Genomic DNA, 20,474 nt, shown 5'->3' with positions numbered 1-20,474 from the left:
AATACTCCTTTTCGATAAGAATTGTCATATCTGAATTCTTACCAAAAAGGAGTTATTTTTTACCAAAAACACAAACTATTTTACACTACCGAAGTGGGAGCAGATTTTAAAGAAAAGAATGTCTTATTACATGCTGATTGCCATAGAAAACTTCATTACTCGAAAAATGTTGATGAACTGGTTCTGCTAACGCAGGGCTTATAAGTGCTTGAGCCGTGTGAGGGGAAACTCTCACGCACGGTTCTTAGAGGGGAAAGCGGTAGTAATACCGCTGACCTACTCGACCAGGTCATCGAGAATAAGCAGAAGTTCATCAGCCAGATCATGACCAGTAAATCACCGGTACGTTCCTGCGAGGATATAGATGAAGCCAGTTTGAGTTACGCAGAGGTAAAAGCACTGGCAACGGGCAATCCCTATATTAAAGAAAAAATGGACCTGGATATACAGGTTTCCAGACTGAAACTGTTAAAGGCCAACCATACAAGTCAGATCTACCGCCTGCAGGACAATATCCTGAAGCATTATCCGAAGAAAATCAGCAGTACAAAGGAACTGATTGCTGCGTATGCGGTTGACATTGCCCATTACAGAGAAGTGCTGCCTTCGGATAAAGATAACTTTTCCATGACGCTGGGAGACAGGACATATACGGATAAAAAGGAGGCAGGAACTGCGCTGATCGCATTCTGCAGGCAGGTGAAAACACCAAACCAGCCGGTGCAGATAGGGGAATATCTGGGGTTTAAAATGAATGTGGTTTATGACACTTTTTATCAGAAATTCACATTGAACCTGAAAGGTGCGCTGACACACAGCATTGAGGTTGGTTCTGATGCCTTTGGTAATCTGACCCGCATCAACAATGTTCTGGATGGGATGGAAAAAAGCCAGGCAAAAGAGCAGGAGCTATTGGCTAATACGGAGAAACAGCTTGAAAATGCCAAAGAGGAAGTGGAAAAACCATTTGCGCAGGAGGATGAACTGAACGAAAAACTGGAGCGCCTTGCAGAATTAAATGCCCTGTTAAATATGGATGAAAAAGGAACAGAGGAATGTCTGGATGAACCGGGCGATGAAGAGAATCTTCCGGAAGAAAATGAGAACGGGAAGTCTTTTGGGGAAAATCCGGATCTATTTGTAAAAAATGGGACAGGACAGAGGACAGAAGAAAACCGTCCGTCTATCATGGGAAAACTGGCTTATTATCAGGAACAGAGTCAGCAGACGGGGCTGGATACCGTTAGAAACAGGGAGAAAGCAGCAAGTTTATAGAAAAGTATAAATCAAGAACCACAGAAAGGAGAAACTTATGGCAACATACGCAGAATTGATGAGGCAGAGAGAAGCCGCTATGAAAATGGTGAACCAGATTGAGAAAGAAATGGCAGAGATGGAAAATGAGTTATTTTCTGCCGGGAGGGATATGTTTGGTATCTATCAGTTAAGGGATGGTGAGAATCTGCACTACCACCGCTTTGAAAGTCTGAACCGTCTGGAAAAGTCCGGCTTAAAAGTCGAGAAGGATAATTACAGGCTGGTCTATATAGCACCCCTTCAGGAAGGGCAGACGCTGGATGATATTTTTGAAGAATTTAATTTGTTCCGTCCGGAGGATTTTACCGGGCACTCCCTATCAGTCAGTGACATTGTGTTACTTCACAAAAATGGAGAAAACCAGGCAATGTATGTAGACAGTTTTGGTTTCCGTGCGGTGCCGCAGTTTTTGGAAAGGCAACAGGAACAAGAAAACGAAAAGCCTTTTATTGACCACTATTATGTGGTGGAAGATCTGCAGAAGTCAGGCCCACTGGAAATAAAGGAATATGCAGATATGCAAGAAGCCCTACAGGCATATTTCAGCCTTCCAAACCATAAGCAGAAAGCCTTTGGCATCCAGAACAGCCTCCCTTTGCCGGGAAGCCTCGATTTTATCCAGTGTATCAATGGCGTGGACAGGAATATTTTGGATTACCAGAATGTAGAAGGGTGGGATAATCCGGAAATTATCAATGCTGTAGAGCAGGTGGATGTGGAGATTGACTTGCATGATGCAGAAATTGCTTACAAGATTGGAGACAGGTATTTCACTATCCAGCATACAGAGGGAGGTTTTGATTATACTTTTTATGGCGATGATTACCGGGAACTGGATGGGGGTATTTATGAAAATCCGGGTCTGACTATTGAAGAGGCAATCGAAGAAATCCTTGAGGACGAGGGACTGGCTTTTGAGGATTGTCAGGTAATCAACTATGAGGAGTTTATGGAGAGGACAGAGGCGACGAACCGGATTGTGCCGCTTCAGGTACAACCGGAAGAGCATCCTATTTATCCGCATTCAGCAGCTTATGCACGGGAACACGGTGAGACAGAAGCATACAGGCAATCCAAAAAAGAAAACATATCCTGCCGTGATGCCATTGAGGATGTAATCAGGAAGCGGTTTGACGGGATGCGCCTTGCATCTGATGCAGCAAAAGTTGTACTCGAGGAATATGGGGCAGAGAGGATGTCCTACGTGCTTGCCAATACCGTGCGGCATTTTTCATGGGACAATAGATTTTCTGTGGAGAACAGAAAGTGGGCAGAGAGTATTCCCGTATTTGAGGATAAGGACCCGTGGGGAGAGGAGAGAAATGCTGACTTTGTTGTGAACAGCCATCCGGCGGTACTGGACGGATTCATCAACCTTTTAAGGGAGGAACTGAAAGTAAGAGAAACGATTTCCGATAGAATAAAAGCAGAGGTTACGACCGGGGAACCGGTACAGACACTGACGTTTTATGTGGCAGAATGTATGGAATTTCCGTCATTGGGTGAATATCACGACCATCTGACTTTTCAGGAAGCTGTGCGTCTGTATGAAGCCATTCCTTCCGAAAGAATGAATGGAATCAAAGGCATTGGATTTGCCCTGCATACGGAAGGGACAGATGAAGATCTGGATACTTCGATGGGAGTATTGGAGGGGCAGACAATAGATGTAGATACCATCAATATGGTTCCTGAATTGAGGGATCATCCTCTGGTACAACAGGCGATCCGTGATCTGATTGAACAATTTCCGGATGCAGAAGTGTGGGACGTAGAGACGCAGGCCAGATTGCAGCGTGAGAATGCAGAGGATTTGGACAGAGTGTGCAATGAGTTGGCAAAAGATATTGATCAATTTTCCAAAATGGTTGATCCCTATGGCTACCGGGATGCGGTGAAGAACAGGGAAGAAAATATCAGCAAGATTTACAGTGACCTGCAGAAAGGAGAGGAAGATTATATCCGTGACTGGATACAGGGGGTGATTGACGAGGAAGAACCTGCGGAAGATGTAAAAGAAGCGGCGGAACTATTAAAGCGCATGGATGACCTGACAGAACGCCGAGCGAGAAACCCTCTTACAAAAGTTGAAGAACTGGAGGAAGCCAACTATAACCAGATAGATGGGATGCTGAACAATTCCATGGTAAAGGACATAGTAAAAAGCGTAAATGAAGGAGTAAGGGTGTTTTCAATCGTAGAGAGACTGGAACTTGCTAAAGAGCAGCTTTCCAATGAAAAAGCAGAAAGTAAACCACCAAAAGATACAGTAAAAAAGCCTGAAATGGGGATGGAATGATGAAAAAAGAAAAGACGGTAAAGGGTGTTGTTATCAGCATCCTTTACCGTCTTTTTATGGGCAGAATTAAGAAAAACTTTTATAGTTCCGGTGTGGTGTTAGGGTTAAACGGTTTTTCCTGATCCAGCGGATGTACTTGGAGATATTCTTCCATATTTTGCCTGATCTGTTCCAGTTCTTTGAGATCAGCGGAAGCTGATTTGTGCTGCATTGCCAGCTTTTCCTTTTGAGAAATGAGATCACGATATTGTTTTCTCAGGTGTTCCAGTTTCATATGGCGTGGGTCAATTCCTTTACGCTGGAGCATACGTTCTGCACCGGCAAAGAGAATAATCCGTGATTCGTATTTCCGCAGGAAACGGTCCTGATCTTTGGCATTTTCATAACGGTCATTGAAAGGTTTGTTTTCCTGATATTGCTCTGCATATTTGATGATTTCGGAAAGTTCCTGGAGCTGGTGTTCGATAGAAACAATGCTGCGGTTAGCTGTCTGTGTCTGTTCTTTCAGAACATTGATTCGCTCGTTTAATTCTGAAAAATTATGGATATTTTTGGAAAGCATAAGATTGTATGTATGTGCCGCAATTTTCAGATTCTCTTTGGAAGCCCATTTCTTCAAACCAGTGCTTTCAGAGAATTTTGTGTCAGATGTTATGTTTATAAGCTTCTGCAGATTGTCTGATCTAGTGAACATGCGCTTGCGATCTTGTTTATTTTCTATGCGTTCTTTAATCCGTTCTTTCGTGAAATTTTTCCCCAGTGATTTAGCACTGCCCCGTACAAAACGGTCTTTTCCTGAGGGACGGAAAGAAATATATTTACCGCTGTTTTGATTCAGGGAAGTATTTTTCATTTCATAGCCTTTGGCATTCATCAAAGCAATAAAATCATCATAAGTGGAAGAGGATTTGATTGCCTGATTAATGTCTTTTCGTATTTTGGTCTTCCAACTGTTTTCATTTTGATTGGCAGACCATTCATTATATCTCATGCCACGCTTTTCGGTGGAATGAATGACAGACAACCCGTGTTCTTCACACAATCGGTCGCTGAGTTTGCGGATTTTCCAGTAACTTTTTTTACAGTCATGGTAATGGTTATGATCAATATTATCGGCAGCACAGAAGATCAGATGATTGTGAATATGGCCTTTGTCAATGTGCGTGGTCAATACATAAGAATATTTTCCTTCCAGAAGCTGGTCGGCCAATTCTTTTCCAATCGTATGTGCCTCGTCATAGGAAACTTCTTCCGGGGCAAAAGCCTGTATCAGATGAAACGCCTTATTTTCTCTATTTTGTCCATTAGAAGAAATCTGTTCGTTTGTATGGTCCAGCGTGTATTTGAAATCCAAAGCTGCAGTCTCCGGCGAGCAGGCAAAAGATGAGACATAAATCTGTTCATCAGTCTTGTCCGGATTGCAGATATATTCTATTGCTTTATCAACGGTTGCTTTGATACCATGGATTTTTGTAACTGCCATATCTGATTCATCAGCTCCTTTATCTCTTCCATATCTTTTTTGTAAATGGTATTTGTGCTGTTCACTCGTTTGGCAATTTGGTTCAGATTGCTTCCAATGTTGCCAAGCAGGGCATTCATTTCCCGGATGTGGGAGTAGTCCACATCATAGACAAAACCATAAAGTACCAGTTTCCGGAGAAATGCAGATTTGCTTTTCATTTTGGAAAGCCGGAATTTTTCGTCCAGAATGTATTGCTCATCATCATTTAAATGAAATTCGTTTCGGTGTGTCCGGGTTCGGTTTGCCATAATTCATTCCTCTTTTCTGTTTTTTATATTTCGATTTTGAAAAAATGGTACAAAAAAACTGTTGCAACTTGTTCGGTTTACAACAGTTTGTGTTAGGATTATTCGGTTGTTTGGATACACGTATTCATAAATTATTGTAGCAAAAGTAATTGGTATGGTCAAATAAAGAAATTATAAAATAGAAGAGGGTCAGGGATACTTCCCTGTGAAAATTTATCCAGATCGACATACTGACGATGGGGAGATTTTGCCGTTGTGTCCGGACACCGGCAGTGCTTGCTATCATAGTTTGTAATAGGTTTCCTATTTTGAATGGAGTATGAGTAACATAATTCATAAATTATTGTTAACTGTCTTCTTATATCTGTGCGTTGATAGATATCCCTCGTTTTTGGAAAAAGTATGTTGTGTGTATTATAGAAAATAATATTTGTTCGAGGCTGTTAAGAATTCTTATAGAAAAGTTTGTTTGGATAAAGAAATATTTCCAGATAGAAATGTATATTATTATTTCTATCTGGAAGTATAGAAGTGAAGAATGAGTAATCTATGTAAATCTGTTAAAAAACAGAATTGTTGTTAGGCGATGCCGACTAAAAGATTGGGTACCCGTATGCTTAGGCGACATCTGTTGTTTACAGTAGCGATCATAAAACATAAATATGGTCATAATATGGTGGAAAGAGAAAAAATATATAAAATCATTTATTTTCGTTTTTTCCTATATTCTGTAGGAAGAACATGAAACATTTCTTTAAATGCAAGTGAAAATTTGCTTTGACTCTCATATCCGACTTTTTTAGCTATCTGGGCAATGCTGTCATTTGTTTCCAGAAGAAGTCGGGCTCCTTCTTCAAGGCGATGCTCTTTCATATGGGCTGCAATAGAGCCGCCGTATACTGATTTAAACACATCTTTTAGTGTGGAAGTATTAATCAGATATCGCTTAGATAATTCTTCAATAGTGATTCTTTTTCCCAAATTTTGCAGGAGATAATCGTGAATTTGTTTTATAACTTCTGCCTGATCAGGAGGGCAGGAGGAAACATTTTGAACATGGGAATCGGATAAGGTGCTTAGATAGAGACAAAGTTCAAGTACCTTTAACTTACAATAAGAATCCCGAAGGTGTTCGGGGGAATCATATATTACGGAAAATATATTTCTGATTTTTCCGTCCCCCGGAAAGGTAGCATATTCTTTTCCTATACAAAATTTTTCAAGCCATTTTATGTCAGTAATCCCTGCTTCCTGAAGAAATCCCGGCGGGGAAGTCTTGAAGTTTTGCGGAGAGATGAAGAGTGTAATTCCCTCATAGTATCCAAAAGGGAGATTTAGTATAGAATCAGTACAGGTATCCATGCGATGAACGGACATGTCACCGGGACCAAGATAAATATGGCCATCATGATCCAGAGTCCAACCCAACCGTCCTCTATGGCAGAAAGTAATCTGTAGCAGGGAAGGAAATGCATGATGGCGGACAGAGATACTGGAAGCTCGAAATGTAAAAAAAGTCAGAAAAATTCCGGGAAAGAGAAAAAGAGCTTCGATGCAGCCTTTTCCCTCTATTCCTGTTTCAAATTGGTTAGTTATAATAGAAAGCTCTTGTTTAAGGGAATCTGGTTTTAAAAACTGAATGGTTCTGTCAGGAATGTTTTTCAATTTTTTTTCTATTTCATCCAAGTCATAAACTCTCATAGGTACCTCCGCTTTATGGATGTGAAGGGCAGACGATTTCCAGAATTTTTTCGATGATAAGATGCAATAACCGGCTTTGTTCTGTGTCAGCAGCTTTGTAAAAGACTTCCTTACCATTTCGCCTGCTGACGATAAGGCCACTGGACTTCAATTGTTTGAGATGGTGTGAGACAGCAGGACTTGTCATATCCACTATAGCAGAGATATTGACTACACATTCTTCGCAATGACAAAGGAGCCAGAAGATACGAAGACGGCTGCTGTCACCTAGTTGTTTGAAAATGTCAGCTGCTATTTCAAAGTCTCTTGTATTGGAAAGCTGCGGTAGCAGATCTTCAATTTTCTGGCTTTCATGTGAATGTGGTAAATGCAGTTCAGACATTATGAGGTACCCTCCTTTTTATATTTTATCCAAAATAGAAATAATTTTGTCCCGTTTAGAAGAAGGAGAACGGGAGTCATTGACAATTCTGTATGCGTTGATTATACTACAGACACTACAATTAAACAAGTGCTTAATACTTGAATAGAGAGGAGATTACCACATGAAAAAAACTTATAAAATTGAAGTTGATTGTGCAAACTGTGCGAATTTGATGGAGGATGCAGCACGAAAAACATCAGGCGTTGCTTCCGTAACGGTCAATTTTATGATGCAGAAAATGATTGTAGAGTTTGAGGAAGGGCAGGAACCGAAAGCCGTTATGGCAAATGTAATCAAGGCGTGCAAGAAAGTAGAGCCGGACTGTGAGATCTACATTTAAATTTTCAGAAAATCGCATGCGCCCCGGAATGATCATCCACTTAGGGGCGCTAATTTTTAAAATAATATATGAACAAATAATCATGTGTTGAATACTGGAGGGATTGTCATGACGAAAAAACAGAGAATCATGTTGATGAGAATTATTATATCGGCAGTAATGCTGATAGGACTAGCTTTTACCCCGGTTACCGGATTGCTGAGGATGGCGCTCTATATGGTTGCGTACCTGACTATTGGATATGATATTTTAAGAAAAGCAGTAAAGGGCATCCTGAATGGACAGGTATTTGATGAAAACTTTTTAATGGCAGTGGCAACTGTTGGTGCGATTGCCCTTGCAATCTACGAAAAAAGCGGTGATTACAGTGAATCAATAACAGTTATGCTGTTTTATCAGATCGGAGAACTGTTCCAGAGCTATGCAGTAGGTAAAAGCCGCCGAAATATCAGCGCTTTGATGGATATCAGGCCGGATTATGCGAATATTGAGAAAGACGGGAAACTTGTAAAAGTGGATCCGGATGAAGTAGAAATTGGAAGCACTATTATTGTACAGCCGGGGGAAAAAATTCCTTTGGATGGAATAATTACAGAGGGAAATTCTACTTTAAATACCAGTGCTTTAACGGGAGAGAGCCTTCCAAGGGAAGCAAATTTGGGAGATGAGGTCATTAGTGGATGTATCAATATGACTGGTGTTCTCAAGATCATTACGACAAAAGAATTCGGGGAATCAACGGTATCGAAAATTTTGGAACTTGTGGAGAATTCCAGCTCGAGAAAATCTAAATCAGAGAATTTTATTTCCAAATTTGCAAAAATATATACCCCTGCGGTTTGTATTGCAGCCCTGACACTTGCAGTTCTTCCGCCAATCATTCAGATGACAATACTGGGAATTTCGGCACAGTGGGGAGAATGGATATACCGTGCATTGACATTCTTAGTTATTAGCTGTCCATGTGCGCTTGTTATCAGTATTCCGCTTAGCTTTTTTGCAGGAATTGGGGGAGCGAGCCGTGAAGGTGTGCTGGTGAAAGGTTCCAATTATCTGGAGACTTTATCGCAGACAAAAGTGGTTGTTTTTGACAAAACAGGGACATTGACACAAGGCGTTTTTGAAGTAAGCGGTATCCATCATAGTGAAATGGATAAATTGAAGCTTTTGGAATATGCTGCTTTGGCAGAAAGTTCATCTTCTCATCCAATCAGTAAAAGCCTGCAGCGTGCTTATGGCAAAGAGATTGACCGCAACAGAGTCAGTGATATTCAGGAAATCAGTGGGAATGGCATTTTGGCCAGGGTAGATGGCATCCCTGTTGCTGTTGGCAACAGCAAGCTTATGAAGAAGATGGGAATTTCATACACAGATTGCCATAGTGTCGGAACAATTATCCATATGGCTATCAATGGAAGATATGCCGGCCATATTGTGATTTCAGATATTGAAAAACCTCATGCAAAAGAAGCAATCCATGCACTAAAAAAGGCTGGAATCGAAAAGACGGTCATGCTGACTGGAGATGCAGAAAAGGTAGCCAATCAGGTAGCTTCTAATCTGGGAGTAGATGAGGTACACAGTGAACTTCTTCCGGGAGATAAAGTGGAAGAAGTAGAGAAACTTCTGGGAAACTGGACAGGGAAAGGGAAACTTGCATTTGTCGGGGATGGTATTAACGATGCCCCGGTACTCTCCAGGGCGGATATTGGAATTGCTATGGGAGCTATGGGGTCAGATGCCGCTATAGAAGCAGCAGATGTAGTGCTGATGGACGATGATCCTATGAAAATTGCGAAAGCTATTAAAATATCAAGGAAATGTTTGCGGATCGTATATCAGAATATTGTTTTTGCGTTAGTGGTCAAGTTTGCATGTCTGGGACTTGGAGCAATTGGTATTGCAAATATGTGGTTTGCCATTTTTGCGGATGTAGGTGTTATGGTGCTTGCAATTTTAAATGCAATCCGTTCACTCCATGTACAAAAATTGTAAAGAGGATTCATGAATGGCAGTAAAACTAATTGAGAAAAACAGATTAAATGAGAAAGACCTGAATCTTCTTACAGAACTGTTCAAAATGCTGGGGGATCCAACCAGAGTAAAAATCCTGCTTTTACTTCATCAGCATGAGATTTGTGTAGGTGGTTTAGCGAAGCAGCTGAATGTGTCGGGATCAGCAGTATCCCATCAGTTGCGGCTGCTAAAATCAAACAGGTTAGTCAAAATGCGACGAGAAGGCAGGGAAATAATATATAGTTTGGCGGATGGGCATATTCATACCATTATTGAGAAAGGATTGGAACATATTCTGGAATAGAAGGAATATAGCCGGATATCAATTTGAAACTACCGGAATATAAGAATAGTGTTGGGACACTGGAGGGAGAATATATGTCTGAGAAAGAGAAAAAATTCTTGGAGATTGTCGATTTAAAGAAAGGATTCGGAAGTGGGGAGAGCCGTCAGGAAGTCTTGCGGGGAATGAGTTTTTCTGTAGCAAGAGGTGAATTTTGTGTTCTTTTGGGGCCTTCCGGATCTGGGAAATCTACATTGCTGAATATTATTGGAGGAATTGACAGTGCCGATTCAGGCTACATCTCCATTAATGGCGATAAACTGGAGGATATGGACGAAAAAAAACTGACTCAGTATCGCAGGAGACATCTTGGATATGTATTTCAGATGTACAACTTAATTGGAAATCTGAATGTGAAGGAGAATATAGAAGTTGGCGCATATTTATCAAATGAATCTTTTGATGTTGATGAGCTTTTGCATACACTGGGACTTTATGAACACAGATACAAATTACCAAACCAGTTGTCGGGCGGCCAGCAGCAGCGTGTTTCTATAGGACGTGCTATTGTCAAAAACCCTGATATTTTGCTTTGCGATGAACCCACAGGCGCGTTGGATTACAATACATCGAAGGAAATTCTGAAGCTGATTCAAGATATAAATCAGAAATATAAAAATACAATCATAGTGGTCACACATAATGAAGCAATCAAGAATATGGCAGATCGTGTAATTAAACTCCGTGACGGAAATGTACGCCATAATATTATCAATACAAATAAAATTTCAGCTGCGGATTTGGAATGGTAAGAGGTGTCAGGCATGAAAAATAAAAGAATAAAAAATCCTCTTATAAGACGAATTCCAAGAAAAATGAGATGTGAATGGAGAAAGTATCTTGTAGTAGGGCTGTTTCTGATTTTGACTATTGGATTTGTATCCGGCATGTATGTTGCCAATGGCAGTATGATAAAAGCTTTAGAAAAAAGTATATCCAGATATATGCTTGAAGACGGACATTTTGAATTAAGCAGCAAAGCAGACGAGAACCTTATTTCAAACATCAGGACCGGAGTTAAAGCAGATGTAAAACAATACTATCTGAATCAGGCAAAAGAAGAATTAGATAAAAAATATGGAATGGCATTTCCCGGAATATATGAAGAATCATGGAAAAAAATTCAGGATGAGATAGAAAAAAAGTATGCTGATGCGGAAGAAAAATATGAGTTAAATGATCCGGATTTCAAAACTGTTCCAGTTAGAGTATATGAAAATTTTTATAAAGATGAGGAAGAAGACAATGATATCGATGGTATTTCTGACGGAACCATTCGTGTGTATGTTAAGAACGATGATGTTAATCTGGCATGCCTCATGGACGGAGAATTTCCCAAAGCAAACGATGAAATTGCAATTGATCGGATGTATGCAGATAACGCAGGAATTGAAGTGGGAGATACTATACTGGTTGGCGGGGAATCCTATAAAGTAGTTGGGTTGATTGCTTATGTAAACTATTCTACTCTTCATGAAAAGAGTACGGACTTGATGTTCGATGCTCTAATGTTTGACGTTGCGATGGTAACAGGGAGTGGATTTGAACGATTGAGCAGCTCTGTCCATTATTCTTATGCGTGGCAGTATGTGGAGAAGCCGGCAGATGAAGTGGAAGAAAAGCGCTTTTCTGATGATTTTTTGAAAGCGCTGCTCACACAGACTGTTGTGAGTAATAATGAAATGGTAGATTATATTCCCAGATATGCCAATCCGGCAGTCACTTTCGCAACGAAAGATATGGGAGCTGATAAAGCCCTGGGAGGTGTCCTGCTGGATATACTGATTGTAATCATTGCATTTATTTTTGCTATTACAATCAGCAACACAATGATAAAGGAGTCTCAGACAATCGGAGCATTACGTGCCTCTGGGTACACTAAGGGAGAATTGATACGACACTATTTGTCTATGCCAGTGATTGTAACGATTATTTCAGCAGTTATTGGAAATCTGCTGGGATATTCAATGTTCAAGAAAACGGTTGTGTCTATATATTATAACAGTTACAGTCTCCCTTCCTATGAGACTATATGGAATCCAGATGCATTTATTAAGACAACGGTCCTTCCATTGATGCTGATGTTGGTGGTGAACCTGATTGTTATCATGAAAATGATGCAGCATACACCTTTGCAGTTTTTAAGAAATGACCTAAAAAAGAAAAAACGTAAAAAAGCCATGCGTTTGCCGAGATGGAGGTTTTTCAACAGATTCCGCTTACGCATTATTTTCCAGAATATTCCTAACTATATTCTCCTTTTTGTCGGGGTATTTTTTATCATGGTGATGTTGGCGATGGCGGTTGGGATGCCATCCACGTTGAATTATTATAAAGAAAATGCCGAAGATTTGATATTTGCAAAGTATCAATATGTATTGAAAACATATGAAGACGAAGAAGGGAACAGAATTGATACTGAAAACAGGGGTGCAGAGAAATTCTGTATGAGGCTGTTGCAGAAAAAAGGAGAAGATCTGGATGAGGAGGTTTCTGTATATGGGATATCTGCAGACAGTGCCTATGTAGAAATTGCGGATTTGGGATCACTGAAAGAAAATGAAGTCTATATTTCCAGATCCTTTCAGGATAAGTATGGTTTGGAGGTAGGAGATACATTTTTTCTTGATGAGAAGTATGAGAATAAACGATATGAGTTTAAAACTGCAGGAATCTACGGCAAATGCCAGAGTATCGCAATGTTTATGCCCATAGGAAGATTCCTTACAGTTTTTAATCTGGATGAAGGGGAATTTAGTGGTTATTTATCTGATACGGAAATTACGGATATTATGGAAGATAACATCGCAACAATTCTCACGGAACGAGATATCACTAAAATGTGTGACCAGTTAGATCATTCCTTGGGAGCATATATGCAGTATTTTCAGTTCCTTTGTATTTTGCTATCAACCGTTATGATATATCTTTTGACAAAGATTATTATAGAGAAAAATGAAAATGCCATTGCCATGACAAAAATTCTTGGATATGAAAATCGTGAGGTAGCAAGCCTTTACCTGTTTTCTACGACAATAATATTGCTTTTCATAGACGCAATCAGCGTTGGTTTAGGGGCGTTGGTTATGGGAAAGGCTTGGAGAGCAATCATGTTTGAATATAGTGGATGGTTTTCATTTGTCATTGAACCAACGGGATATGTGAAAATGTTTATTTTTGTTCTTGTGGGATATTTGATTGTTGTGATTTTTGATTTTAATAGAATTCGGAAAATTCCAATGGATAAAGCCCTGAAAAATGTGGAATAGAAAGACCATAACGAAGCATAAGCGCAGGTTAGCAGGAAATGTTTTTGTTGACCTGCCTTTTGTTATATAAATTACCACAATATCCCCATATCTTCCCGCTATACTCCATGTGTAAATTAAATTATAGCATTTCAGGAGGAAGTGCAATGGCAGATAATGACAAGTTGTCACAAAACGGGCGGGAGGAAAGTGAAACTGAGGAAAAAATAATAAGAGAGATGGAAGCACAGAAAACGGAAAATAGTGCAGAGGAGGCGTCTGTGTTTTCAGATCTTTTACATTCTATGGGTTTCACCAAAAGGCAAAGTGACGAAAAAGTGTTACAAGAAGAACTGGAAAATTATGAAAGGCAATTGGAACAACAGGCTGAACCTACAGAGAAAATTGATTTAAGCCAGATTACGGATGATGAAGAGATCGAACTTTCTAAAACACCTCAAAGGAGAAAATGGCCATTAGTTATGTTGGGAGCATTTCTTCTGGCTGGAGCAGGGGCTGTCAGTTATTATGTCCTTCCAGTTTTAACTGAGCCCAAACCTCCGGCTCCGGATGTAGTAGGTTCTTATAATGGTAAAAACATTACGATAGATGAACTTACAGATTTTATTGCGGTAGAAGGTGTAAAAGAGCGGGAACATATGTTATGTCCGATCCATGGTTATGACCATTCCAAGTGCGACCTGTCAGAAGAATGCGAAAGCCATCCGATTGATAGTCTGGAAGGATATCGGCAGATGGTATCAAGACTGGCATCTGAGCAGATGATTTTGGACTGGGCAAAAGAGCAGGGAATTACAGGACGAGAAGAAGTGAAGCATAACATGGAAGACTTACTGAATGATGCAACGGTAGAGCAGTATATGACTCAGCTTCACGAAGAAAACGTTTCGCCGGAATCCATTCCCAAATTAGAGGTTCAGCAATACTATTCAGAAAATCAGAATGACTTTGAAGGGAAAACTTTTGATCAGGTGGAAGATGAAATCCGACAGATACTGGCAGCTGAAAAGGATGGAAGCTTTTTTGAGGCATATATTGAAGATTTGAAAAAAACGTCCGGTTTACAGGTTAATTTTGAAGTACTGGAAGTAACGCCTCCAACAAAAGATGCGGTTGAAAACTATTATAATGAAAATAAAGAGAATTATGTCACAAAACCATCGGTAGAATACAGTGAAATAAGAATTGCAGCAGTAAATGCAAAAACCGCAACTCAGGCAGTACGAAAGATACGTTCAGGGGAATCATTTGAGAGTGTGGCGGTCTCTTTCGCAGAAAATAAAGAAGTAATAAATAATACATCTGAAGAAGACCGGGATACAGTGCTTGATAAAACCATATCTAAAATGATAGAAGGTGATATAAGTGATCCGGTGGAAAATGAGGATGGAAGTATCAGTATTGTCCGTCTGGACAAAAGAATACCAGAGGGAATAAAGCCTTTATCCGAGGTTCAAAAAGAGATTGAGGTAATACTGCAACAGGAAAACATGGATGCAGAATACCAGATGCGGGAAAATGAGACGCTATTTGTTGTCCACAGCAGGCGGTACACTCTTGGTGATTTTTATAAAGAGTTTAAGGAATTATCGAAAAACTATCAATCCCAGTTGGCGACTTTTGAGGCAAAAAAGAAACTGGTGGAACAAATGATTGCAAAGGAATTATTGTTGGAAAAGAGTACAGATGAAGCAGACGATGGGGAAAACAGTCACAGTTTTGAAGAACTGCAGACACAGTATCTCTGGCAGGTGATGCATCAGGAAGAGGTTGATACGAATCTTGCAGAGCCGACAGAGGAAGAAATACAGAAGTATTATGAAGAAAATAAAGAATCACTTATGACTCCGGCTTCTGTAGAACTGAATTTGATCTGGATCAGTCAGGGTGAAAATGGGGAAAAAAGAGAGCAGGCAAAAGCCAAAGGGGAGGAAGCATTGGGAATGTTAGAAAACGGAAAGGATTTTGCAGAAGTAGCAAAGCAGTATTCTGAGGACCCTTCTGCAGAAAACGGGGGACAGATTTCAGGAACATTGTATGAGGATCATTTAGCTGAACCTTTGGCAGAAGCAGCATTTTCCATGAAAGAAGGGGAATATAGTTCCCTGATTGAATATCAGAATGCATTTTATATTATTCAGTTAAGGAGTATGACAGAAGAGGAACTGCGTCCGCTGGAAGAACTGGCAAATGGAATTAAATTGCATTTGAAAGAACAGGCCCATGAGCAGCTTTCGGAAGATCTATCTCAGAAAATTTTAGATAAAGCTGGTTTTCAGATTTATGACCGGACACTAAAAAAACTATTAACAAAATCATAGGAGCAGAGTGATGGGAAGAAAAGAAAAAACGATTTTAGTGACTATAATTGCAAATTTAATTTTGATAGCCCTGAGATTTTTTCTCGCAGATATATCAGGGAGCATTGGGCTTTTGGCAAATGCATACCACTCATTTACAGACGTATTTGTAACCAGCGTGGTATTTATTGGACTTATGGTTACAAGATTTTATGGAGAAAAAGCAGGAGCTGTGTCAAAGAAAATTGAACATCTGCTTGCATTATTTGTTTCTGTATTCATATTTTATATGGGAATTGAGATATTGTCAGATGCACTTGGAGGAGAGCAGACGGAACTAAGGTATGTCCCATTTGTGGCAGCAGGTGCTTTTATCGGTGTAGTGATCAATTATTTTATGGCTCGTTATAAAATTTATGTTGGGGAACAGACAGGTTCAGAGAGCTTGAAAGCGGATGGTTACCACTCCAAAATGGACATGTATTGTGGAATTGCCGTTCTGGTAGGCATTGTCGGTTCACTATTTGGAATGCCAGATCTGGATAAAGTAGCTGCGATTGTTGCAATGGTTTTACTGATGATTTCCGGATATGAGATTTTTACAGAAAATATCAGGGCACTTCTGCATCCGAATGAGGAAGTACAACATTCGTACCATGCACATGGTTTCCACGGCAATAAGAAAATGTTGGCGGGGATGGGGAGTGTATTAGTGGCAGCATATCTACTGTCAGGAATTTATACAGTACAAATGGATGAGTCGGGAGTAGTAAAACGCTTTGGAAAAGTGGTCAAGGAGGTATCTCCGGGTATCCACTATCGGTTGCCAGCTCCGATAGAGGAGGTTTCCGTTGTCAATTCTTCCAATATTCAGAAAGTGGAGACAGGTGTTCAGGAGCTTCTCACTGGTGACACGAATCTGGTAAATGTTAATCTTTCCGTTCATTATCGAATAAGTAATGCAATGCATTATTTATTAAATGTAAAGAATGAGGACATTCTAATACAGTCGGGAGCGGAAACCAGTATCCGTCAAATTGTAGGTAAAAGCAAAATAGATTATATTTTGACAGAAGGAAAAGATGAGATTGAAGCTTCTGCAAAAGAAGCATTGAATGCGATAATGGGAAAAAATGAAACGGGTATTGAAATTGTAAGTGTCCAGCTTATTCAGGCAGATCCGCCCGAAAGTGTATTGTCCAGCTTTCAGGATCTCGCAACAGCAAGGCAGGACAAAAGCATTTACATAAATGAAGCATTGTCTTATCAGAATACGATCATCCCACAAGCGAAAGCAGACGCATATAAAATGGTTTCAGAGGCTGAAAGCTATAAGGAAAACAAAGTACAAACGGCGAAAGGCGATGCAGCTCTTTTCGCACAGAAACAGGCAGCCTATGCAAAGTCAAAGGAGATAACAGAATTCAGGCTTTATATGGAGGCTATGGAAAATGTGCTGCCAAGTGTTAAAAAGCTTCTGTTGGGTACAGGGGTAGCGGTTGATAACGCAGAGCTTTGGATTGGGAATAACGCAAATTCTGAAAAATAAAGGAAGGCATGGAGGATAAAAAATGGCATCAACAAAAAAAATCTCAAAGCATTTGGTCACAGGTATTGTGCTTATAGTAGTCTTGTTTATAGCTACGCTGATGTTATATAAAGTGGATGTGACAGAATACGCAGTAGTGACACAGTTTGGAAATCCGGTCAAGGTGAGTGACCAGCCGGGACTCAGTGTGAAACTGCCGGATCCGATTCAGGCTGTACAAAAATTGGATAAACGTGTACAGGTATACCAGACAAATTCAATTGAACTTCTGACATTGGATAAGAAAAGTGTATCGCTTGATTATTATGGGACGTGGAAAATTACTGATCCGGTACTATATCTGAAGACAGTGAAAGATCAGATTGGTGCGGAAGCGAGGCTTACAGACGTGTTTTCATCCAGCCTCGGAGTACAGCTTGGAAAATATAATCTTGACCAACTGGTAAATACGAATACAGAAGAACTCCAGTTAGATGCTATGGTGTCAAATGTAGTATCTTATGCAAAAGAAAAGGCTGCAGAGTATGGTATTGAAATAGTAGATGCACAGATACGTGTATTGAATTTTCCGGAGGCAAACAAACAGAGTGTTTATGACAGAATGAGTGCTGAGCGAGAACAGATGGCACAAAAATACAGGGCAGAAGGTAGTGAAGAGGCAGCTAAAATTCGTTCTGATGCAGAAAAAGAGCAAAAATTGATTCTTGCGGAAGCATACCAACAGGAACAGCAGATAAAAGGTGAAGGAGATGCTGAAGCAATCCGGATTTACGGAGAGGCATATCAGAAAGACCCGGATTTTTATGAATTTGTCCGTACCCTTGAGACCTATGAGAAAACAATTGATGGGAATACTACTTTGATTTTGCCTTCTACAGCAGAGATTTTGAAATATTTAGGTGGCAGTGAGAATGAGACAGGAGGGGAGACTGGCAAATGAAAATACCATTCAGGCAGAGAGACCCGGAAAAGAAAATAGAAGAGGGAGAGGTATCAGGTAGAAAAAAGGATAAAAAAAGCAGAAAGCTGATTAACTTTCATAAGAAAAGAAAGCATTCTGCGTCAGAGGGAAATGATGTTATTAAGGATTTGAGGGGAGCTTTTGGACATATCAAACCGAAAAAAGTTCTTTTAGTGCTGGGTATTTCTGTATTTTCCATTTATCTCTTAACAGGAGTTTATGTGGTAAATCCAGGAGAACAGGCTGTAGTAAGAAGATTTGGCCGCATCAGTAACCAGTCTGTGGGGGAAGGGCTTCACTACAGGCTTCCCTGGCCGATAGATCAGGTACAGAAAGTAAATGTTTCAGAAGTACGCAGGGCAGATATCGGTATGTCGCTTCCAGAACACATCCATCAACCAGATGAGGAACCGCAGGCAATCCAGTTACTGACAGGTGATGAAAATATTATTACGACTCAGGCGATTGTACATTATAAAGTCAGCGATGCTGCAAAATTTTTGTACGGAGTCAACGGAAACAGTGAACAGTTAGTACGCTATAGTGTAGAGGCATCTCTTGTCAGGCTGATGGCAAATACCGCTGTAGATGATATACTGGGAACAGAAAAAACCGCTGCCCAGAATGAAATACTGAAGCTTGCACAGGAAACTTTGGATGGATATGATGCCGGAATCCAGATCACAGCTTTTAATATTCAGGAAATCGTTCCACCAGACACGGTTTCGGATGCTTTTCTGGATGTTACGACTGCAAAAGAAGAAAAGGAAACGGCAATTAACGAGGCGAATGGATACTATAACAGCCTGATTCCACAGGCAAGAGCCCAAGCAAATTCACTTGTGTCCAATGCCGAGGCATATAGGGAGGAACAGATTTCCAAAGCTACTGGAGATACAGAAAAATTTTTAAGCATGCTGAAAGAATATAAAAATAATTCTGCAATATATTCGGAAGATACGACAAAATACAGGCTGTTATTGGAAACGCTGGACAAAGTGCTTCCATTGGTAAAAATGTATATTGTCGATTCATCAGATGGAAGCGTGGATTTGAAATTAATTGATGCAGGAGTATCTGGCGTGAGTATGATGGCAGAATAAGAATGGGAACAGTACATTGTACAGATCATTAGTCTGAGAGTGTACTGTTTTCAGGCGTTCTGAAAATGAGTATCATAAGAGAGAATTTTGACCATGAAAAGGGAGTGCGGATGATGGAACGGAGATTTTTTATGCTTTTCGGTTTATCAGATAAGATGATTGCACAAAAAATATGCAATGAACTTAGCAGGATATATGGCATGATATCCGTTGAAATAAAAAAAGAAACAAATATACTTGTATTGGAAGCAGCAGAAAAGGATATGCCAAGGATTATTTATGCTTCCCTCACGATTTTGAGCATCCTGGATAAAAGAATCGTTGCAAAGGAATGTGATCAATTTGGTGAGCAAATAAGGAGCAAACTTTAAACGAAAGGCAGAAAATACAGACATGGGAAAGAAAATATTGATTGTAGATGATGAGAAGAAAATTACAGAAGTTCTGCAGGCATATTTGGAAAAGGAAGGTTATCGTACATTAGTTGCGTTTAATGGAAAAAACGCCATAGAAATGGCTGAAACAGAAAGACCGGATCTTATTCTGCTGGATCTTATGCTTCCGGATATTATGGGAGAAGAGGTGTGCAGGATTGTTCAAGGAAAAACAAATACTCCTATTATCATGTTGACGGCCAAAATAGAGGAGCAGGATATGATCGGTGGACTGCAGTGCGGTGCCGATGATTATATTATGAAACCGTTTAGCCCGAGAAATGTTTTAGCGAGAGTTGAAGCCGTATTGAGGCGGGCCGGGCGATACAGTCCGGAATGCTTTAACATAGGTGATGGTTATCTGGAATTGGATTTTGAACGAAGGAGTATCAAAAAGAATGGTGAAGAAATACATCTTACGCCAACAGAGTATAAAATCTTTGAACTTCTGGTAAAGGCTCCAAACCGTGTTTTTACAAGGGATCAGATTATCACATATGCGTTGTGTGATGAGTTTGATGGGTTTGACAGGAGTATTGATACGTATATAAAAAGTATCCGTCAAAAGATTGAGCCAGATAACAGAACACCAAGGTATATTGTAACGGTGTATGGGGTCGGCTATCAGTTTACGCCATAGGAGAA

At 40.1% G+C, this 20,474-nt stretch carries 17 protein-coding genes; 13 read left to right on the top strand and 4 right to left on the bottom strand.

Annotated features, from left to right (window positions below; translation table 11 throughout):
* Positions 1 to 204: 204 nt before the first annotated feature.
* Both ACTNDS_RS12915 and ACTNDS_RS12910 read left to right on the top strand, forming a co-directional pair.
* The gene (locus tag ACTNDS_RS12915) at positions 205 to 1,275 is read left to right on the top strand and encodes a helicase (RefSeq protein ID WP_441036191.1); all 1,071 of its coding nucleotides are present in this window, start codon (positions 205 to 207) and stop codon (positions 1,273 to 1,275) included.
* Positions 1,276 to 1,312: 37 nt separating this feature from the next.
* Positions 1,313 to 3,616, top strand: a complete 2,304-nt coding sequence (locus ACTNDS_RS12910; RefSeq protein WP_441036189.1) for a DUF3849 domain-containing protein — start codon at positions 1,313 to 1,315, stop codon at positions 3,614 to 3,616.
* A 79-nt stretch (positions 3,617 to 3,695) separates the two neighbouring features.
* On the opposite strand, the gene ACTNDS_RS12905 is transcribed toward ACTNDS_RS12910, so the two are convergent.
* From ACTNDS_RS12905 to ACTNDS_RS12890, 4 genes are all read right to left on the bottom strand, one after another.
* Complete coding sequence (locus ACTNDS_RS12905; protein ID WP_441036187.1) at positions 3,696 to 5,099, bottom strand: relaxase/mobilization nuclease domain-containing protein; 1,404 nt, start codon at positions 5,097 to 5,099, stop codon at positions 3,696 to 3,698.
* Positions 5,048 to 5,389, bottom strand: a complete 342-nt coding sequence (locus ACTNDS_RS12900; protein WP_441036185.1) for a plasmid mobilization protein — start codon at positions 5,387 to 5,389, stop codon at positions 5,048 to 5,050. The genes ACTNDS_RS12905 and ACTNDS_RS12900 overlap by 52 nt, the downstream gene beginning before the upstream one ends.
* A gap of 705 nt (positions 5,390 to 6,094) precedes the next feature.
* Positions 6,095 to 7,090 (bottom strand): helix-turn-helix transcriptional regulator, encoded by a 996-nt coding sequence (locus ACTNDS_RS12895; RefSeq protein ID WP_441036183.1) that lies wholly within the window; start codon positions 7,088 to 7,090, stop codon positions 6,095 to 6,097.
* Positions 7,091 to 7,103: 13 nt separating this feature from the next.
* Positions 7,104 to 7,472, bottom strand: a complete 369-nt coding sequence (locus ACTNDS_RS12890) for an ArsR/SmtB family transcription factor (protein WP_441036182.1) — start codon at positions 7,470 to 7,472, stop codon at positions 7,104 to 7,106.
* Positions 7,473 to 7,635: 163 nt separating this feature from the next.
* On the opposite strand from ACTNDS_RS12890, the gene ACTNDS_RS12885 reads away from it, so the two are divergent.
* From ACTNDS_RS12885 to ACTNDS_RS12835, 11 genes are all read left to right on the top strand, one after another.
* The gene (locus tag ACTNDS_RS12885) at positions 7,636 to 7,854 is read left to right on the top strand and encodes a cation transporter (protein WP_441036181.1); all 219 of its coding nucleotides are present in this window, start codon (positions 7,636 to 7,638) and stop codon (positions 7,852 to 7,854) included.
* A 108-nt stretch (positions 7,855 to 7,962) separates the two neighbouring features.
* Positions 7,963 to 9,849 (top strand): heavy metal translocating P-type ATPase, encoded by a 1,887-nt coding sequence (locus ACTNDS_RS12880; protein ID WP_441036180.1) that lies wholly within the window; start codon positions 7,963 to 7,965, stop codon positions 9,847 to 9,849.
* 13 nt (positions 9,850 to 9,862) lie between these two features.
* Positions 9,863 to 10,174, top strand: a complete 312-nt coding sequence (locus ACTNDS_RS12875; protein ID WP_441036179.1) for an ArsR/SmtB family transcription factor — start codon at positions 9,863 to 9,865, stop codon at positions 10,172 to 10,174.
* 74 nt (positions 10,175 to 10,248) lie between these two features.
* Entirely contained in the window at positions 10,249 to 10,965 is a 717-nt protein-coding gene (locus tag ACTNDS_RS12870; RefSeq protein WP_441036178.1) for an ABC transporter ATP-binding protein, read from the top strand.
* A gap of 12 nt (positions 10,966 to 10,977) precedes the next feature.
* The gene (locus ACTNDS_RS12865; RefSeq protein ID WP_441036177.1) at positions 10,978 to 13,482 is read left to right on the top strand and encodes an FtsX-like permease family protein; all 2,505 of its coding nucleotides are present in this window, start codon (positions 10,978 to 10,980) and stop codon (positions 13,480 to 13,482) included.
* A gap of 146 nt (positions 13,483 to 13,628) precedes the next feature.
* Positions 13,629 to 15,803 (top strand): peptidyl-prolyl cis-trans isomerase, encoded by a 2,175-nt coding sequence (locus tag ACTNDS_RS12860; protein WP_441036176.1) that lies wholly within the window; start codon positions 13,629 to 13,631, stop codon positions 15,801 to 15,803.
* Positions 15,804 to 15,813: 10 nt separating this feature from the next.
* Positions 15,814 to 17,331, top strand: coding sequence for an FtsH protease activity modulator HflK (gene hflK / locus ACTNDS_RS12855; RefSeq protein ID WP_441036175.1), 1,518 nt, complete (start codon positions 15,814 to 15,816; stop codon positions 17,329 to 17,331).
* Positions 17,332 to 17,353: 22 nt separating this feature from the next.
* Complete coding sequence (hflC, locus tag ACTNDS_RS12850; RefSeq protein ID WP_441036174.1) at positions 17,354 to 18,271, top strand: protease modulator HflC; 918 nt, start codon at positions 17,354 to 17,356, stop codon at positions 18,269 to 18,271.
* The gene (hflK, locus tag ACTNDS_RS12845) at positions 18,268 to 19,395 is read left to right on the top strand and encodes an FtsH protease activity modulator HflK (protein ID WP_441036172.1); all 1,128 of its coding nucleotides are present in this window, start codon (positions 18,268 to 18,270) and stop codon (positions 19,393 to 19,395) included. Before hflC ends, hflK (ACTNDS_RS12845) begins: the two co-directional genes overlap by 4 nt.
* A 131-nt stretch (positions 19,396 to 19,526) precedes the next feature.
* Positions 19,527 to 19,766, top strand: coding sequence for a hypothetical protein (locus tag ACTNDS_RS12840; RefSeq protein WP_441036170.1), 240 nt, complete (start codon positions 19,527 to 19,529; stop codon positions 19,764 to 19,766).
* 22 nt (positions 19,767 to 19,788) lie between these two features.
* On the top strand, positions 19,789 to 20,469 hold the full coding sequence (locus tag ACTNDS_RS12835; RefSeq protein WP_441036168.1) for a response regulator transcription factor: 681 nt from the start codon (positions 19,789 to 19,791) through the stop codon (positions 20,467 to 20,469).
* Positions 20,470 to 20,474: the final 5 nt, after the last annotated feature.

The sequence above is a fragment of the Blautia sp. HCP3S3_C12 genome (assembly GCF_052064155.1).
Classification (GTDB): Bacteria; Bacillota; Clostridia; order Lachnospirales; family Lachnospiraceae; genus Blautia_A.
This window is presented reverse-complemented; position numbering and strand designations above follow the sequence as displayed.